This is a genomic window from Variovorax sp. GW821-FHT09D05, from assembly GCF_059416325.1.
Window position 1 is genome coordinate 493,866 of sequence record NZ_JBWKOZ010000002.1, and the last position, 15,544, is coordinate 509,409.

Consider the following 15,544-nt stretch of genomic DNA (forward strand, 5'->3'; position numbering starts at 1 on the left):
ATGTGTCGGTACCGCCCCACGGACCGCCGGCCGCCTAAAATTCGGGCATGAGCTTTTCCACCGTTTCCGCCCTTTCCCCCCTTGATGGCCGTTACGCGGCCAAACTCGCGGCGTTGCGTCCGCTGATGAGTGAACAGGGCTATATGCACCGGCGCGTGCAAGTCGAGGTGGCGTGGTTCATTGCGCTGTCCGACTGCGGCTTCGCCGAATTCAAGCCCCTGACAGGCGGCGCCCGCAAGTACCTGCTGGGCCTGGTGTCGCACTTTTCCGAGGCCGACGCGCTGGCCATCAAGGAAATCGAGAAAACCACCAACCACGACGTGAAGGCGGTCGAATACTGGATCAAGTCCAAGTTCGAGGCCCGGCCCGAGCTGCTTGCGGCCGCCGAGTTCGTGCACTTCGCCTGTACCAGCGAGGACATCAACAACACCAGCCACGCCCTGCAGATCCAGGCCGCGCGCGACAAGGTGGTGCTGCCGGCCATCGACGGCCTGATCACCAAGCTGCGCGAGATGGCGCACCAGTTCGCCAACGTGTCGATGCTGTCGCGCACGCACGGCCAGACCGCCAGCCCGACCACGGTCGGCAAGGAAATCGCCAACGTGACGGTGCGCCTGTCGAAGGCCCGCGCGCAGATCGCCTCGGTGCAGCTGCTGGGCAAGATGAACGGCGCGGTCGGCAACTACAACGCCCACCTTGCCGCCTGGCCCGACTTCGACTGGGAAGCCTTCAGCCGCAAGGTCATCGAGACGCCCGCGCCGCTGGGCCTGGGCCTGAGCTTCCAGCCGTACAGCATCCAGATCGAGCCGCACGACTACATGGCCGAACTGTTCGACGCGGTGGCCCGCGCCAACACGATCCTGATCGACTTCTCGCGCGATATCTGGGGCTACGTGAGCCTGGGCTACTTCAAGCAGCGCCTGAAGAAAGGCGAGATCGGCTCCTCGACGATGCCGCACAAGGTCAACCCGATCGACTTCGAGAACGCCGAAGGCAACCTGGGCCTGGCCAACGCGGTGCTGCGCCACCTGAGCGAGAAGCTGCCCATCAGCCGCTGGCAGCGCGACCTGACCGACAGCACGGTGCTGCGCAACATCGGCGTGGCCTTCGGCTATGCCACTCTGGCCTACGCCAGCCTGGCCACCGGCCTGGGCAAGCTGGAGCTCAACGAGGAAGCGCTGGCCGAAGACCTCGACGCCTCGTGGGAAGTGCTGGCCGAGCCGATCCAGACCGTGATGCGCCGCTTCGGCGTGCAGGGTGCCTACGAGCAGCTGAAAGAAGTGACGCGCGGCAAGACCGTGACGGCCGAGGCGCTGCACGGGCTGATCCGCTCGCTGGAGATTCCGGAAGACGAAAAGGCCCGCCTGCTGGCGATGACGCCGGCCAGCTACGTCGGCAAGGCTGCCGAGCTGGCCAAGCGCATCTGATGGCCCTCAAGTCCACCATCTTCAAGGCCACCCTCGCGGTGGCCGACATCGACCACGGCTACTACGCCGACCATGCGCTGACCCTGGCGCGCCACCCGAGCGAAACCGACGAGCGGATGATGATCCGGCTGGTCGCGCTCGCGCTCAATGCGCACCAGCTGCAGGACATCTGCCAGGGCGACGGCACGCTGGCCTTCGGCGCCGGCTTGTCGAACGTCGACGAGCCCGATGTGTGGCTACGCGACTTCACGGGCGAGGTCAAGATCTGGATCGAGGTCGGCCAGCCGGAAGACAAGCCCATCATCAAGGCCTGCGGCAAGGCTGACGAGGTGATCGTCTATTGCTTCAACCACGCGGCGGAAATCTGGTGGCGCGGCATCGAGAACAAGCTCACGCGGCCGCAGAACCTGAAGGTCTATCGCGTGCCGACGAATGCCTCGCAGGCGCTGGCCGCGCTGGCGCAGCGCAGCATGCAGCTGCAGGCGACCATTCAGGAAAACACGCTGACGCTGGGCGACGGCGTCAACAGCATCGACGTCGAACTGCTTCGCTGGAAGTAATACCGCGCGGCTAGGCGGCCGGCATCATCTCGCCACACTGCCAGCACTGCTCGAAGCCGCCTTCGACCTGCTCGCCGCACACGCACAGCCAGCTGCGCTGCGGGCGGTGCTGCAGCTCGTGCAACAGCCTCCTGGCCAGATCGAACTGGGCCTCGTCGTCGATCCAGATCTCGGGCAGGCACTGGTCGGGCGGCAGCTGGCCCATCACCGCGCCGAGGAATTCGCGCTGCACGGTGGCGGCCACGCCCTCTTCGCGCAGCGCGTGCACCCACACGGTCGCGATCGCGAGGTTGGGGGCTTGCGCGAGGCGGCGCATGGTCAGGGGGCCCAGTTTTTCTCGTCGTCGGGATCGAGCTCAGGCTCGGCTGCGGACGGCGGCGGTTCCGCCTCGCGTGCCCGTTCGGCATAGCGGTTGAAGCGCCAGGCCGAGTCTTCCATCGTGATGCGGCGCCACGTGGCGCGCTTCTCGACGGGTGTCATGCCAGGCCAGAACTGCACCTCGTCGAAGGTACGGCCGCAGCCCTTGCATTCGTCGTCGCCCTGGCTGGTGGAGCAGATCGCGATGCAGGGCGTGTCGGGCGTGCTCTCGTACCAGGCCATCCAGGCGGCCCAGGCCTTGGGCGGAAAGCCGACCTCGTCGACTTCGTCCTCGTGGTGAAAAACCATGAGCGCGTAGACCTCGGCCAGCGCGCGCAATTCGGGGCCAAGCGTGACCCCGTCGGGCGACGGCGTCTTCTCGCGCCAGTGGTTGATGGCGGCCTCGATGTCGGTGATGTGTATGGCGGCCATGGAACGTGAAAAAGCAGCGGACGGCGATCATAGTCCGGCAATGTCCCGAAACGCCGAAGGGACAAGATTGCTATGAAAAGCAGAGCGTCAAACGCCCTATCCATCAGTATTTCCAAGGCGTTCTCTTTAAGCCCGTGGAAACTTTCGATTGCAGCGCCGGGAGCTTCGATGCTCTAATCCGCCCCACGAAGGGGAGTAGCTCCCGACCGCTGTCCACGGCAGCGCGAATCGTCAGGTCGTCAATACGAAGCAAAACACTTCCGGCCTGCCGGACAACGTACGCGCACTCGCGCGGGCGCTGTCGAGCGAGACCTTCGATTTGAACCTGTGCAGGTTTGGTCGAAGCGTTCGCAAGCTCCCGGTGTCCCCCCCGGACTTCATTCCTCGCTTTCGACCTTCCCGCACGGGATGAATCGAAACGCATCGGCATGCGCCTTCCGTCGTCGCCCCTGAAGGGAGAGGCTGGGGCGCAAAGACAAAAGAGGAATCTATGGAAATGTTCATGACCCCGGAGTTCTGGGTCGCGGTCGGTCAGATCATCATGATCGACATCCTGCTGGGCGGCGACAACGCCGTCGTGATCGCGCTGGCCTGCCGCAAGCTGCCGCCAGCCCAACGCACCAAGGGCATTCTTTGGGGTACAGCGGGCGCCATCATCCTGCGCGTCATCCTGATCTTCTTTGCGCTCACGCTGCTGGCCATTCCGTTCCTGAAGCTGGTGGGCGCAATCCTGCTGCTGTGGATCGGCGTCAAGCTGCTGGCCCCTGAACACGACGACGCGCATGGCAACATCACCGGCAGCGACAAGCTGTGGGGCGCGGTCAAGACCGTGATCGTGGCCGACCTCGTGATGAGCGTCGACAACGTGATCGCCATTGCCGGTGCCGCGCAAGGCGCGGGCGACGGCCACCAGATGCCGCTCGTGATCTTCGGCCTGCTCGTGAGCATCCCGATCATCGTCTGGGGCAGCCAACTGGTCATCAAGCTGATGGACCGCTTCCCGATGATCATCACGCTGGGCGGCATGCTGCTCGGCTGGATCGCCGGCACGATGGCCGTGTCCGACCCCGCACTGGCAAACGCCGCCGCCTGGACCTGGGTGCCGAAGGTGCCGCAGACCGACGTGGTCAAGTACGCCGCCGGTATCGCCGGTGCGCTGCTGGTGCTGGCAATCGGCAAGTGGGTGGCTGCGCGCCACGCCCGCAACAAGCCTGAAGAACAGGCGGTGACGACCGGCTGAGCCGGCGTCGCTTTCGAGAAACTTCCTGTCCCACCTCGTCTCTCACTCTAACTACCTGAAGGAGCACGCCATGGAAAAGATCATTCTTTATGTCGACGACGTCACCTACGCCTGTGAGCAGTTCGCCGAACTTGCTCCGGACGCGAGCACCGTCGTGGCGCGCCATTGGGTGCTCGTGGCCTGCGCGCCGCGCATGACGCATCGCATCAGCAAGTGGGTGAGCCACAGCGCGCGCGAGAACTGGCGCGCCAAGTGGTTCAGCAAGGTGCAGGCGCAGATGCTGCCGCTGCTGGAGCGCAATGGCGGCCAGGTGACCCCGGTGCTGGCCAAGGGCCCGCTGACCGAACTGACGGCACAGCTCAAGCGCGAGCACTCGGCCGTTCACGTGGTCGATGCACGCCGCCCGAAGATCGGCGTCGACCTGGAGCCGGTAACGCCCGACCAGACACCGGCCCATCAATCGGGCTGGGCCTTTCCCGGCGCAGTGATGGGCATGGGCGCGCTGCTGGTGCTGGCGAACGAACTGGCCGAGTAAGGCAGGACGAGTCTCTCTGGACGAGCCCCGGTGCGGCAACGCACCGGGGCTCGTTGTTTTGTGGGCCCTGGGGTATCCTGAGCGCCCTATGCGCATCATCATCAAATGGCTGCTCAGCGCCGTGGCGCTGCTGGCGGTTGCCTATCTCTACAGCGGTGTCCAGGTCAACAGCTTCGGCTCCGCGCTGATCGCGGCCGCGGTGATCGGCCTGCTCAACATGGTCGTGCGGCCGGTGCTGGTGGTGCTGACGCTGCCGGTCACCATCGTCACGCTCGGGCTGTTCCTGTTCATCATCAACGCGCTGCTGTTCTGGGCCGCGTCGGGGCTGCTGAGCGGCTTTCACGTCAGCGGCTTCCTGGCCGCGCTGATCGGCTCGCTGCTGTATTCGCTGCTGGGGTTGCTGATCGAGTCCGCGCTGGGCGGGCTGCTGTCCAAGCGCTGAATCTGCAGCGGCTGCCGCGCTACGTCACTTCAGCGGCGGCTCCGCGGCCTGCTCTTTCACCAACGCCTCCACGGCCCGCGCACGGGTGTCGATGATCGACGCCTCGTAGTGGTCGACCACCTTGGACTGGCGGATGAGTTCCTGTGCAGCCTTGAAACGGTCGCGCGCGGCCGGGTAGTCGAGGATCGCCACGTTCGCCTCGGCGTCGGCGCGCACCGCACGCAGCGTGTCGTTCTGGGCGCCATAGAGATTGGCCAGCGTGCGCCACGCCGTCGCGTCGCGCGGGTTCGCGGCGACCCAGTCGCGCAAGACAGGGATCATCGGCGCGGGCTGGCGCATCGCCGTGGCGGCTTCGGCAGCGAGCATCATCTCGGGCCGCTCCTTCGACTTGGCATCGAGCAGCGCAGCCGCCTTGGGCGCGGCGCCTGCGGCGAGCTCGATCTCCGCGTTGAGCCAACGCGCCTGCTTCGCCGCAGCCGGGTCTTCCGCCGTGCGCACGACCAGTCGTTCGACCAGCGTGCGCGCGCTCTTGTAGTCGCGCATTTCCTTGGCCGACATCGCCGCCGCGTACAGCGTGCCGGCCTGCTGTGCCGGCGAGCTTTTCGCGAACTCACCGCTGGAGGCCGATTCGATCCAGAGCCGCAGCACGTCGACGCCCGGGCGCGTCAGCACGCGTGCGCGCGCAGCGATCATCGCGTGGTCCATTGCCAGCGGAACCGGCGGCGCCGCGTCCATGCGGAACTGGAAGCGGCCCTGCATGTCGGAGATACGCTCGGTGGTCAGCGGGTGGCTGCGCAGGTAGGGGTACGAGCCGTTGTCGTTGAGGCGCGAGGCGTACTGCAGCTTCTCGAACATCGCGGCCGCGCCCTGCGGCGCGAAGCCCGCCTGCGTCATCACGCCGAAGCCGATGCGATCGGCCTCGCGCTCCATGTCGCGCGAAAAACTCAGCTGGTTCTGCATGAACAGCGCCTGGCTGCCCATGATCACGGCCTGGCCTGCGTCGCCGTTGCGGCTCTTGCCGGCCGCGATCATCCCGAGGATCAGGCCCGCGATCATCAATGGCATCTGCTTGCCCTGCTTGCTCATGATGCGCGAGATGTGGCGCTGCGTGACGTGCGAGAGCTCGTGCCCGAGCACCGTGGCCAGCTCGTCGCGGCTGCCGACCACCGCCACCAGGCCGAGGTTGAGTCCCAGGTAGCCGCCGGGCAACGCGAAGGCATTGATGTTGCGGTCCCGGCCCAGCAGGATCGTCCAGGCGAAGCGCTCGTCGAGCTCGGGCGTGAGCTCGCCGCGCGCGCGGGCGGCCGCCAGCAGGCGCTGCCAGATGTCCTGCACGTAGGCGGCGATCACCGGGTCGTCGATGTAGTCCGTGTCGCGGTACAGCTCACGGGCGATCTGGTCGCCGAGGTGGCGCTCGGCGCTGGCGGTCATCTCGCCGCCATCGCCCATGCCGGGCAGGATCTGCTGCATCTGCGCCAGCGCGGGCACCGGCAGCAGCACCTGGGAGGCTATTAAAAAAGTAGCGCACAACGACCGCAAGGCAGGCATCGGCAGGCTTTTCGTGGGGCGATGGAGAGTCAAGCGCGGCATTCCTCGTCTGTGGCTCGGGCTCGTATGATGCATCTTCAAAACGAACGTTCACCATGAGCACTCTCACCCATTTTGACGCCCAGGGCCAGGCCCACATGGTCGACGTGGCCGGCAAGCCCGCAACCCACCGCGTGGCCGTGGCCACGGGCCGCATCGAGATGCAGGCGGCTACGCTGGCGCTGATCGAGTCGGGGACGGCGAAGAAGGGCGACGTGCTGGGCATCGCGCGAATCGCTGGCATTCAGGCGGCGAAGAAGACCAGCGATCTGATTCCGCTGTGTCATCCGTTGGCGTTGACGCGGGTGGCTGTGGCGTTTGCGCTTGCCGACGCGGGGAGCGTGCCGCAAGTGGTCTGCACGACGACCGTCGAGACTGTCGGGCCGACGGGGGTGGAGATGGAGGCTTTGACGGCGGTGCAGGTGGCGCTATTGACGATCTACGACATGTGCAAGGCGGTGGACCGGGGGATGCGGATCACCGATGTGCATGTGTTGGAGAAGCATGGGGGGAAGTCGGGGAGTTGGGTGGCGCCGTAATCGCACTGCTAGGGAGCGGGGCCTTCGCCGGCATCCTCTCTCATCCAACGGGCGAAATCCGACGGGAACGCGTCCCTGAAGCGTTCCGCCTGCGCCCTGGCCTCGTCTTCGAAGCCGAGCAATTCAGCGCTTTCGATCAATTTGACGATGACGCGTGGCTCAGGTGAAAAATGAATCACGCGCTGCGCGAGCGCATGCATCGCTGCGGCGTTGGCAGGCGTTACGGTGGTCAGCGTCAGCTCCGCAAACTCCGCCTGGCGCGCAAACAGCCACGTTCCTCTCACCTTGGCGAGCGTGTCTTCCTCGTAAGCCGGAAGCCGTTCGTCGCGCGGGAGATAGATCTGACTGACACGGACGTAGTCCCAGCTCGCGCATCCGACAATCAACAGCAGGGCGCCAGCCGCGATGGATGACAGCGCTGGCCGGATCGCAAGACCGCGCCTGGCCGGCCAGAGCATGCCGAGGCAAACGCCGAAAGCCAGCTGAAACGGTCCATACCAGAGCGGGTACTCGAGCAGGCTGTGCAACACGATCGCACCGAGCATGCCCCACGCCATCAGGCGAGTGGGATCGCGCTCGCGCCAAGGCCGCGCGGCGAGCACCATCCAGAGAAAGCCACCGCAGATCAGCACGGCTGCGGGAATGCCCAGCTCCACTGCCAGATGCAGCGGGAGGTTGTGCGCGTTGTCCAGTATCTCGACGAACCGGGCACCGTCGTACCGGGTGCTGTAGTGCGCAAAGCTGAGTTCACCCCAGCCCCAGCCGGTCCAGGGACGCTCTGCGATCAGCGTGAGCACGTTGTGCCACAGGATCAGCCGGCTGTGGTCGTCGGGGGCGCCGGTATGCAAGCGCTGGAGCATGCTTTCGACGCCGCCGCTGCCGCCTCCGACCAGCTGAGGCAATGCCCAGGCGATGGCGAAGTAGAGCGGGATGGTCGCCAACAAGAGCAGTGGCGAGGGCAGCCGCAACCGCGCCCCGGTTTCTTCGACGCACCAGCCCCGACGCTCCCGCCAGGCGATGAAACTCGCCACGCCAACAATGGCCAACAGTTGCAGCAACCCCGTGCGGGATGTCGAAGCAGCCGCGGCAACAAGGAGCAGCAGCGCCGCGGCCATCATCCCGCGCCGTGCGCGCACCGATGGATGCATGGCGTAGAGCCATAGCGCCGCAACCCAGGCCATGCTGATCAGCGTGGCGAACTGGTTGCGCTGGCGGAGGTTGCCGTAGGCCTGGCCAACGGCGGGGGAGCTGGTCCAGGGGACAAGCCATTCGGCAAGGCCGTAGTACTGCAGAAGGCCAAGCACGGCACTGACGAGGCCCGCAGCGAGGACTCCCCAGGCCAGGACGGCAGCGCCCCGGGCGGCACTCGACATGCGAGCGCCCACCAGCGTCGCCGCCGCAACAACCGCCACCGCGGCGCAGGCGGGCAGCCAGTAACCCCATGCATCGCCGCGAAACAGCGCGATGCAACCCGCACAGAGCGCCAGCCAGCACAGAACACGGCGACTCGGCCCCATTGCGCCGGCGTCGCTCAGCAGCAACAGGAACGCGAGGCAGGCCCACGCGCAAAGCAACTGCCAGACATTGACTGACGGACCGGCCACCCAGGGAAACAAAAAAGGGAGGGCGATCAGCGCCGAGCTGAGGGAGGGCATCGGCGGAATTGTGCAATGCCGGGGTTCGCGGGCTTTTGACGATCCAACAACAAATATTTCCGAACGGTTGCCCTCGCCCGACGAGCGGCACGCGCTCCGCAAACCGCCTCCGGCATCATCGCCATTCACATTCAGCCACATTCAGGCACTTTTTCTCACAATTTGCCGACTCCACGCATTGTTTCGATGAACTCCGCAATCCGTCAGGTCCGAAACGCCCGCCGCGCCACTGGCTTCACTCTGATCGAAGTATTGGTGTCCATCGTCGTCCTGTCGTTCGGGCTGCTCGGCATGGTCGGCCTGCAGGCGGCATCGTTGCAAGCCAACCGCGACGCGCGGCTTCAATCGACGGCCGTAGTGCTGGCTCGCGAACTCGCAGAGATGATGCGGGGCAACAAGGATCAAGCACTGCTCGCCACCAACAATCCTTACCTGATTGGAGATCTGTCGAGTCCCTTGACTCCTCCAACCGCGTCGTATTGCCTGTCGATCGGCCAGAACTGCGGCACCGACAAGGCTGCCGTCGCGCAAGCCGAACTCACCGACTGGCTGGCACGGGTGAACGATGCGCTGCCAGGCGCGCGAATCAACATCTGTCGTGACAGCGCGCCTTTCGGCTCGGACGGCACCGCCGTCTGGACATGCACCTCGACCAACACCAGCGACCCGATCCTCGTCAAGATCGGCTGGAGCCGTCCGTCAACGAAGACAGGTGACACGACGGTCAATCAGGCGGCCCAGCCGTCCATCGTCCTGCCGGTCACGCCGGGGAGCACCCTGTGATCGTCATTTCACGCAGCCGCGCCATCCGCGGCCTGACCCTGATCGAACTGCTTGTCGCAATGGCGGTGGGCCTGGTGGTGGTGCTGGCGGCCGTCTCTGCCCTGACAGTCGCGCGCCGGGGGTTCACCACTGTCGATGCGGCCTCGCAACTGCGCGACAACGGCAGGTTTGCTGCTGACATGATCCAGCGCATCGGCGTGCAGACCGGCTACAGGGACGTGTTCTTCGCGGCAACAACCCGCCAGCCGACCGCGACCGATCCAGCGCCGAGCATCATGGGGTTCAACAGCGCCAAGGTGAACCTGACCAATCCGCTAACGACGTCTACCACACGGCCCTCCACCGAAGCAGGAACTGGCAGCGACGTGCTGATACTGCGCTATCAGTCTGCACAGGCCCACACCATGGTGGTCGGCTCCACGGATGCAGACAAGACCATGATCGACTGTGCCGGCAACGCGCAGGCAACCGTCGCGGACATCAACACTACCGCCGCGCGCGACACGCTCCTGGCCAGCGTCTTCTCGGTGGGCATCAACCAGGGCGAGCCCTCGCTCATGTGCACCTACTACGACACCGCGACGAGCTCGTGGCTGTCCAGCCCCATCGTGCAGGGCGTCGAGAATTTCCAGGTGCTGTACGGCGTCGATGGGGTCACGGCCGGAGCAGCGCCAGCGGCGAACGCACCCTCCCCCAACGTGCCAAACGCATACTTGCGCGCGAACCAGATAACGGTGACCGGCAACAGCGCCGCTACCAACGCAAACTGGCGCCGGGTGCGCAGCGTACGCATCGGCATGGTTCTGCGAAGCGCCCGGGGCGCCGCCCAGGATTCGCAGGCGCAAACCTTCTACCCGTTCGGCCCGACCAAGAGCAGCGCGACCGGCTCGGTCGGCAGCGCCTTCGCCTCCGATGACGACGTTGGCACTGTCTTCCAGCCCACGCCGGACGGGCGACTGCGCCAGACCCTGACCTTCACGATCCACCTGCGCAACGACCAGGGGCTCTGACATGCAACACACACTCTCCCAACGTCCCGCAGGCCAGCGCGGCGTGTCTCTGATCATCGTGCTGCTGCTGCTGGTGATTGTCTCGATCCTTGGCGTGGGCGCGGCACAGATCGCGACCATGGGTGAACGCAGTTCCCGGAATGACCGAGATATGCAGGTGGCCTGGCAGTCGGCCGAAGCAGCACTGATGGACGCCGAATTCGACATTCACGGCCCGGTTGCCTCCAGCCGGCGAGCCGTGTTCACCAACATGGCCAACACCAACGCCTTCGTCAGCGGATGCGGCGACTCCGGCAACAGCAAGGGCTTGTGCACACTGGAAACGGCAGGCAAGCCTGCATGGCTGACCGTCGACTTCACCGCAACGACGAGCGCCAAGACAGCTGCCTATGGCGACTTCACGGGCCGCACCTTTCCGGCCGGCGCGACCGGCATCCAGCCCGCCAAGGCGCCGCGCTACGTGATCGAGCCGATCGAAGATCCGGCCAACCGCGACATCTCGGGCTCGACAACCAGCTACATCTACCGCGTGACGGCCATGGGCTTCGGTCCGCGGGACGACATCCAGGGTGTCGTCCAAATCATCTACCGCGACTGAAACGAGCCGCCTTTCATGAAAACGTCCAATTCCAACGCACGGCCCTGGTTTGCACGACCGCGCACGCTGGCCTGGCTAGCCTTTCCGCTGGTGGCCGCAACGCTCGCGCTGTCTTTTGCGAGCATCTCCAGCACGGCCCCCAACATCAAGCCCGTCGCGCTGGCCAGCGACCCGCTCTATGCCACCACATCCGGCGACAAGCCGGCGCTGGCGCTGGCGCTGTCGGTGGAGTACCCGACCGTAGGCGCGCAGTACACGCCGAGCGGTGACACAGACAACACGTACAGCAACCTCACCGAGTACATCGGCTACTACGACGCCTACGCCTGCTATTCGTACAACAACGCGCCCACTGAGACACCTGCCACCGGCCTCTCGGCCTCCGACTACAAGCGCTTCGACCGCATCCTGACGAACACGCGAACAGACCGCATGTGCGATGACGGCTTCAGCGGCAACTTCCTGAACTGGGCCAGCAGCTCGGCCATCGACATGCTGCGGCTTGCACTGTCGGGCGGCGACCGTTACATCGACACGACCGACCTGACCATCCTGCAGCGCGCGGTGCTTCCGAACGGCGACCCGATCTGCATGTGGAATTCGACCAACTTTCCAGCCAAGCAACTGACGCGGGATGGCGGTGGTACAGGTCGGTATTGGGGCGCAGTGCCGCAACGCATGATCACAGCGGCCGGGACCAACGACATCTGGGTGGCAAACACCCTCAACCGGATCTACTTCGGCACGGCCAGGGGCGGCAGTTGCACTTCTCCGGGAAGCTACAGCCTGAGCACCAACTCGACAGGGACGGCGCCGTTCGCCTTCAGCGGCAACAAGCCGGCTGCGGCCGTCAAATGTGTCGACGAAGGCGACACCTGCAGGTTCAACAGAAGCTCAAGGGAAATCTGGTACGGCGCCGGCACGAGCTGGATGGTTGGCCAGTTCACGAACAGCGCTGCCTGCACCAACGCCGTGTTCACCGATCCGGCGCAGGGCACGGTCAAGGCCTGCTACTCGATTGCCTCCAACACCACTCCCCGGCCAACTGACGGCCTCAACAGCGACGGCTTCTTCTACTCCCGCGTCAAGGTCTGCGACAAGGATGCCGCTGGCAACTTGGCCGATAGCCGCGACTACACCTTCTGCACCAAGTACCCGAGCGGCAACTACAAGCCGACCGGCACCGTGCAGAAGTACAGTGACCAGTTGCGCCTGTCTGCCTTCGGCTACCTGATGGACCAGACGAACAGTGCCGACGGCGGGCGATACGGTGGCGTGCTGCGCGCCCCCATGAAGTACGTCGGCGCCAAGACCTACGACACCAACGGCATCGACAACACACCCAGCGGCGGCAATGCGGCGGCCGAGTGGAACGCCACGACAGGCGTGTTCGCCACCAACCCCGACAGCAGCGCGCTGTCGGGCACCAACGCCAACTTCGGGGTCAGCGGTGTCATCAACTATCTAAACAAGTTCGGCCGCACCGGCCCGGTGGCGGGACGCTACAAACAATACGACCCGGTCAGCGAGCTCTACTACGAATCGCTGCGCTATCTGCAGGGCCTGCAGCCGAGCGACATCGCGGTCAGCAACATGACGACGAGCATGTACGACGGATACCCGGTGTTCACCACCTGGACCGACCCATACGGGGATGGCCGTACCAGCACAAGCAATTACTCGTGCCTCAAGAGCAACATCGTGGTCATCGGCGACATCAACACCCACGACGGCAGCCGCTATCCAACCACTGACGTAGCAGGGAACATTCCCAACCTCACCGCATGGACGAACGTGGTCAAGAATTTCGAGAAGGGTGTGGACACCACTTATCTCGATGGACAGGGCACACAACAGCACACCACCGGAAACGCCAGCCCCAACAGCAACCCTCGCGGCGAGGCGATCATCGGCTACTCATACTGGGCCCACACACACGACATTCGCGGCACCGACTGGACCACCCAGACTGCCAAACAGCGCCCTGGCCTGCGTGTGAAGAGCTTCTTCTTCGACGTGAACGAGTACGGCGACCAGAACAACGCAACTACCCGCCGCAACAGAAACCAGTTCTTCACCTCGGCGAAGTACGGCGGTTTCGAATCGGATCCGTCCAACACCGGCAGCAAGCCCTACAACACCTTCGGCAACCCCTTCAGGCGCCAGGACACCACGGTCGATGACAACGTCTGGCAAGACAGTGCTCGCCCCGGCGAGGCCAGCACCTACTACTTGCAGAGCAGTGCGCGAAGCGTGCTGAGTGCCTTCGACAGCATCTTCAGCCGCGCCTCGACTTCCGCACGCAGCATTGCCGGCAGTGCGGTGCAATCGAAGTCGCTGCAAACGGACAACTCGGTCTACCAGGGCGCTTTCGACACCAGCGACTGGAGCGGCGACCTGCTTGCCCAATCGATCTCCATCAGCAACGGCACCGCCAGCATTTCACCGACCCCCATCTGGTCAGCCTCGGCTCGGATGGCCTTGCTGTCCGCGCCTGCAACCTCGCGCAACATCGTCATCGGGCGCCCGGGCAATGCGGTGCCAAAGGCCAGCACTTTCCTGTGGAGCTCCCTGACCACCGCGCAACAAGCCGACCTGAACAAGATCATTCCCTCGGCCACGGCCGACTCGCTGGGCTCCGACCGCGTGAGCTTTCTGCGCGGCAGCAACGCGCGGGAAGGCTCGCCGTTCCGCCGCCGCAACAACAAGCTGCTGGGCGACATCATCAATTCAGGCGTCGTGTATTCCGGTGCGCCTGCCAACAACATCAACTCCAGCACCTATGCCGCCTTCAGGACGGCCAACCTCAGCCGTACTGCAGCCGTGTTTGTGGGCGCCAACGACGGCATGCTGCACGCCTTCAATGCCGGTACCGGTGATGAACTGTTCGGCTACATCCCGAGCTGGATGACGCCCAAGCTGGGCGCGCTCACCGACTCGAGCTATGTGTCCAACCACCAAAGCTACGTCGACGGCCCGCCCGTGGTGGCGGAAGCGCAGGTGGGTTCCGCCGGCACCTCTGCCGACTGGAAGACGGTGCTCGTCTCGGGCACCGGTGCAGGCGGGCGCGGCGTGTTCGCCCTCGACGTGACCAACCCCTCGTCGTTCTCGGCTTCGAACGTGATGTGGGAGTTCACGCAGGACGATGACGTCGACATGGGCTTCGTCGTCGGTCAGCCGCAGATTCTGAAGATGCGTACCAGCGCGCCGACAGCCACGACCGCCACCTACAAGTGGTTTGCAGTGGTGGCCAGCGGCGTCAACAACTACACCAAGGTCAATTCGGCCAACAATTACAGTTCCGGGAACCCTGCACTGTTCCTGCTCGACCTTTCGAAGGCGCCCGAGGCGGCATGGACCCTTGGCACCAACTACTACAAGGTGGAACTGCCCTTCGACGCCACGCTGGCCGTGACCAAGGCCACTGGCGTGCTCAACTTCAAGGCGGCCATTGCCACAGGCGGCAACCGCGAGGTGGCCCAGATCTTTGCGGGCGATCTGCACGGCAACATGTGGAAGCTCGACTTCCGCAGCCACGGCACCTCCGAGTGGAACATGGCGAACCTGTCGGCCTTCAAGAAGGCCAGCAACAACGCGCCCTACCCGCTCTACGTTGCCAAGGACGGTGCCGGCAACGTGCAACCCATCAGCATGGCTCCCACGCTGGTGGCGGCGACGAACAACATCAATGCCATCCAGGTGGCTTTCGGCACCGGCAAATACCTGGAAGTGGACGACCGCTCGTCGACGGCGCAGAACTCGTTCTACGTGGTGTACGACGACGGAACGACCGTCGCCGATGCAACGCCGAACGGTGCCGGGGCCATCAGCGGGCGCGCACGGCTGAGAGCTGCCACGATCGACTCTACAGGCGCGATTACCGTGCCCAGCTTCACCTGGGGTCGTGCCACGAGCGACCTCACCACATCATCGACCGTGAGTTCCGGCTGGTACATGGATTACGCCAGCACCGAACGCCAGGTGAGCGGGGCATTGCTGAATGGCAGCACGCTGATATTCGGCAGCCTGATTCCGGGCACCTCGGGCAACTCGACCACCTGCGGCGTAAGCGGGGGCAGCGGCAATTCGTACATCGTCGACGTGGACACCGGCATAGGAACCCGACGGGCATCGACTGTCGGCATCATGGGGCAGCCCTTGGTGATCGAGGTAGCCTCCACGGTCGAAAGCATCAGCGACAGCACCGGCCGGCGCAAGAAGAAGATCACCAGCCAGACGATTGCACAAGGCTCTGGCGGTGTCGGCAATGCCGCGGGTGGTACGGGGAACACCGGACAGACGAGTGTCATCATTACCGCCGGACGGCTGAACTGGCGGCAGATCAATAACTACCTGGACCTGAAGCGCGGATCGTGAAT

The 15,544-nt window shown here is 64.8% G+C and carries 14 protein-coding genes; 10 read left to right on the plus strand and 4 right to left on the minus strand.

All coding sequences use genetic code 11. The features are described from left to right. Positions 1-47: 47 nt before the first annotated feature. Together purB and AC07O3_RS06910 are read left to right on the plus strand one after the other, a co-directional pair. Positions 48-1,427 carry an adenylosuccinate lyase gene (purB, locus tag AC07O3_RS06905; RefSeq protein WP_258352217.1) on the plus strand — a complete coding sequence of 460 codons (1,380 nt, stop codon included), beginning with the start codon at positions 48-50 and terminating at the stop codon, positions 1,425-1,427. Continuing rightward, positions 1,427-1,987, plus strand: a complete 561-nt coding sequence (locus AC07O3_RS06910) for a YaeQ family protein (protein WP_093055271.1) — start codon at positions 1,427-1,429, stop codon at positions 1,985-1,987. The genes purB and AC07O3_RS06910 overlap by 1 nt, the downstream gene beginning before the upstream one ends. A 10-nt stretch (positions 1,988-1,997) precedes the next feature. Here AC07O3_RS06910 and AC07O3_RS06915 read toward each other — a convergent pair whose 3' ends face one another. Both AC07O3_RS06915 and AC07O3_RS06920 read right to left on the minus strand, forming a co-directional pair. After that, the gene (locus tag AC07O3_RS06915; protein ID WP_093055269.1) at positions 1,998-2,303 is read right to left on the minus strand and encodes a putative signal transducing protein; all 306 of its coding nucleotides are present in this window, start codon (positions 2,301-2,303) and stop codon (positions 1,998-2,000) included. Between the two features lie 2 nt (positions 2,304-2,305). After that, the gene (locus AC07O3_RS06920; RefSeq protein WP_093055267.1) at positions 2,306-2,776 is read right to left on the minus strand and encodes a DUF3717 domain-containing protein; all 471 of its coding nucleotides are present in this window, start codon (positions 2,774-2,776) and stop codon (positions 2,306-2,308) included. A 490-nt stretch (positions 2,777-3,266) separates the two neighbouring features. On the opposite strand from AC07O3_RS06920, the gene AC07O3_RS06925 reads away from it, so the two are divergent. The 3 genes from AC07O3_RS06925 (at position 3,267) to AC07O3_RS06935 (ending at position 4,993) form a co-directional block, all read left to right on the plus strand. Further along, entirely contained in the window at positions 3,267-4,016 is a 750-nt protein-coding gene (locus tag AC07O3_RS06925) for a TerC family protein (protein WP_093055265.1), read from the plus strand. Positions 4,017-4,086: 70 nt separating this feature from the next. Continuing rightward, the gene (locus tag AC07O3_RS06930; RefSeq protein WP_093055263.1) at positions 4,087-4,551 is read left to right on the plus strand and encodes a hypothetical protein; all 465 of its coding nucleotides are present in this window, start codon (positions 4,087-4,089) and stop codon (positions 4,549-4,551) included. Between the two features lie 88 nt (positions 4,552-4,639). Beyond that, positions 4,640-4,993: a phage holin family protein gene (locus AC07O3_RS06935; RefSeq protein ID WP_093055261.1), complete on the plus strand. Its 354-nt coding sequence runs from the start codon at positions 4,640-4,642 to the stop codon at positions 4,991-4,993. A 24-nt stretch (positions 4,994-5,017) separates the two neighbouring features. On the opposite strand, the gene AC07O3_RS06940 is transcribed toward AC07O3_RS06935, so the two are convergent. Beyond that, positions 5,018-6,583 (minus strand): M48 family metalloprotease, encoded by a 1,566-nt coding sequence (locus tag AC07O3_RS06940; RefSeq protein WP_495338906.1) that lies wholly within the window; start codon positions 6,581-6,583, stop codon positions 5,018-5,020. 53 nt (positions 6,584-6,636) lie between these two features. Here AC07O3_RS06940 and moaC point away from each other — a divergent pair, with 53 nt between their 5' ends. After that, positions 6,637-7,119: a cyclic pyranopterin monophosphate synthase MoaC gene (moaC, locus tag AC07O3_RS06945; protein ID WP_495338907.1), complete on the plus strand. Its 483-nt coding sequence runs from the start codon at positions 6,637-6,639 to the stop codon at positions 7,117-7,119. A gap of 8 nt (positions 7,120-7,127) precedes the next feature. On the opposite strand, the gene AC07O3_RS06950 is transcribed toward moaC, so the two are convergent. Then, complete coding sequence (locus tag AC07O3_RS06950) at positions 7,128-8,774, minus strand: PglL family O-oligosaccharyltransferase (protein ID WP_495338908.1); 1,647 nt, start codon at positions 8,772-8,774, stop codon at positions 7,128-7,130. Positions 8,775-8,960: 186 nt separating this feature from the next. On the opposite strand from AC07O3_RS06950, the gene pilV reads away from it, so the two are divergent. The 4 genes from pilV to AC07O3_RS06970 are packed head-to-tail and all read left to right on the plus strand — an operon-like array spanning position 8,961 to position 15,542. Beyond that, positions 8,961-9,557 carry a type IV pilus modification protein PilV gene (gene pilV / locus AC07O3_RS06955; RefSeq protein ID WP_495338909.1) on the plus strand — a complete coding sequence of 199 codons (597 nt, stop codon included), beginning with the start codon at positions 8,961-8,963 and terminating at the stop codon, positions 9,555-9,557. Further along, positions 9,554-10,567 (plus strand): PilW family protein, encoded by a 1,014-nt coding sequence (locus AC07O3_RS06960; protein ID WP_495338910.1) that lies wholly within the window; start codon positions 9,554-9,556, stop codon positions 10,565-10,567. The genes pilV and AC07O3_RS06960 overlap by 4 nt, the downstream gene beginning before the upstream one ends. Before the next feature lies 1 nt (position 10,568). Beyond that, on the plus strand, positions 10,569-11,165 hold the full coding sequence (locus AC07O3_RS06965; RefSeq protein WP_495338911.1) for a pilus assembly PilX family protein: 597 nt from the start codon (positions 10,569-10,571) through the stop codon (positions 11,163-11,165). Positions 11,166-11,180: 15 nt separating this feature from the next. Further along, positions 11,181-15,542 carry a pilus assembly protein gene (locus AC07O3_RS06970; protein WP_495338912.1) on the plus strand — a complete coding sequence of 1,454 codons (4,362 nt, stop codon included), beginning with the start codon at positions 11,181-11,183 and terminating at the stop codon, positions 15,540-15,542. Positions 15,543-15,544: the final 2 nt, after the last annotated feature.

What these genes read in the sequence shown, in the direction of transcription:
- AC07O3_RS06915 (WP_093055269.1), bottom strand. Translation starts at nt 2,303, where the DNA reads ATGCGCCGCCTCGCGCAAGCCCCCAACCTCGCGATCGCGACCGTGTGG.
- AC07O3_RS06925 (WP_093055265.1), top strand. Translation starts at nt 3,267, where the DNA reads ATGGAAATGTTCATGACCCCGGAGTTCTGGGTCGCGGTCGGTCAGATC.
- AC07O3_RS06910 (WP_093055271.1), top strand. Translation starts at nt 1,427, where the DNA reads ATGGCCCTCAAGTCCACCATCTTCAAGGCCACCCTCGCGGTGGCCGAC.
- AC07O3_RS06965 (WP_495338911.1), top strand. Translation starts at nt 10,569, where the DNA reads ATGCAACACACACTCTCCCAACGTCCCGCAGGCCAGCGCGGCGTGTCT.
- AC07O3_RS06950 (WP_495338908.1), bottom strand. Translation starts at nt 8,774, where the DNA reads ATGCCCTCCCTCAGCTCGGCGCTGATCGCCCTCCCTTTTTTGTTTCCC.
- AC07O3_RS06920 (WP_093055267.1), bottom strand. Translation starts at nt 2,776, where the DNA reads ATGGCCGCCATACACATCACCGACATCGAGGCCGCCATCAACCACTGG.
- moaC (WP_495338907.1), top strand. Translation starts at nt 6,637, where the DNA reads ATGAGCACTCTCACCCATTTTGACGCCCAGGGCCAGGCCCACATGGTC.
- AC07O3_RS06970 (WP_495338912.1), top strand. Translation starts at nt 11,181, where the DNA reads ATGAAAACGTCCAATTCCAACGCACGGCCCTGGTTTGCACGACCGCGC.
- AC07O3_RS06930 (WP_093055263.1), top strand. Translation starts at nt 4,087, where the DNA reads ATGGAAAAGATCATTCTTTATGTCGACGACGTCACCTACGCCTGTGAG.
- pilV (WP_495338909.1), top strand. Translation starts at nt 8,961, where the DNA reads ATGAACTCCGCAATCCGTCAGGTCCGAAACGCCCGCCGCGCCACTGGC.
- AC07O3_RS06935 (WP_093055261.1), top strand. Translation starts at nt 4,640, where the DNA reads ATGCGCATCATCATCAAATGGCTGCTCAGCGCCGTGGCGCTGCTGGCG.
- AC07O3_RS06940 (WP_495338906.1), bottom strand. Translation starts at nt 6,583, where the DNA reads ATGCCGCGCTTGACTCTCCATCGCCCCACGAAAAGCCTGCCGATGCCT.
- purB (WP_258352217.1), top strand. Translation starts at nt 48, where the DNA reads ATGAGCTTTTCCACCGTTTCCGCCCTTTCCCCCCTTGATGGCCGTTAC.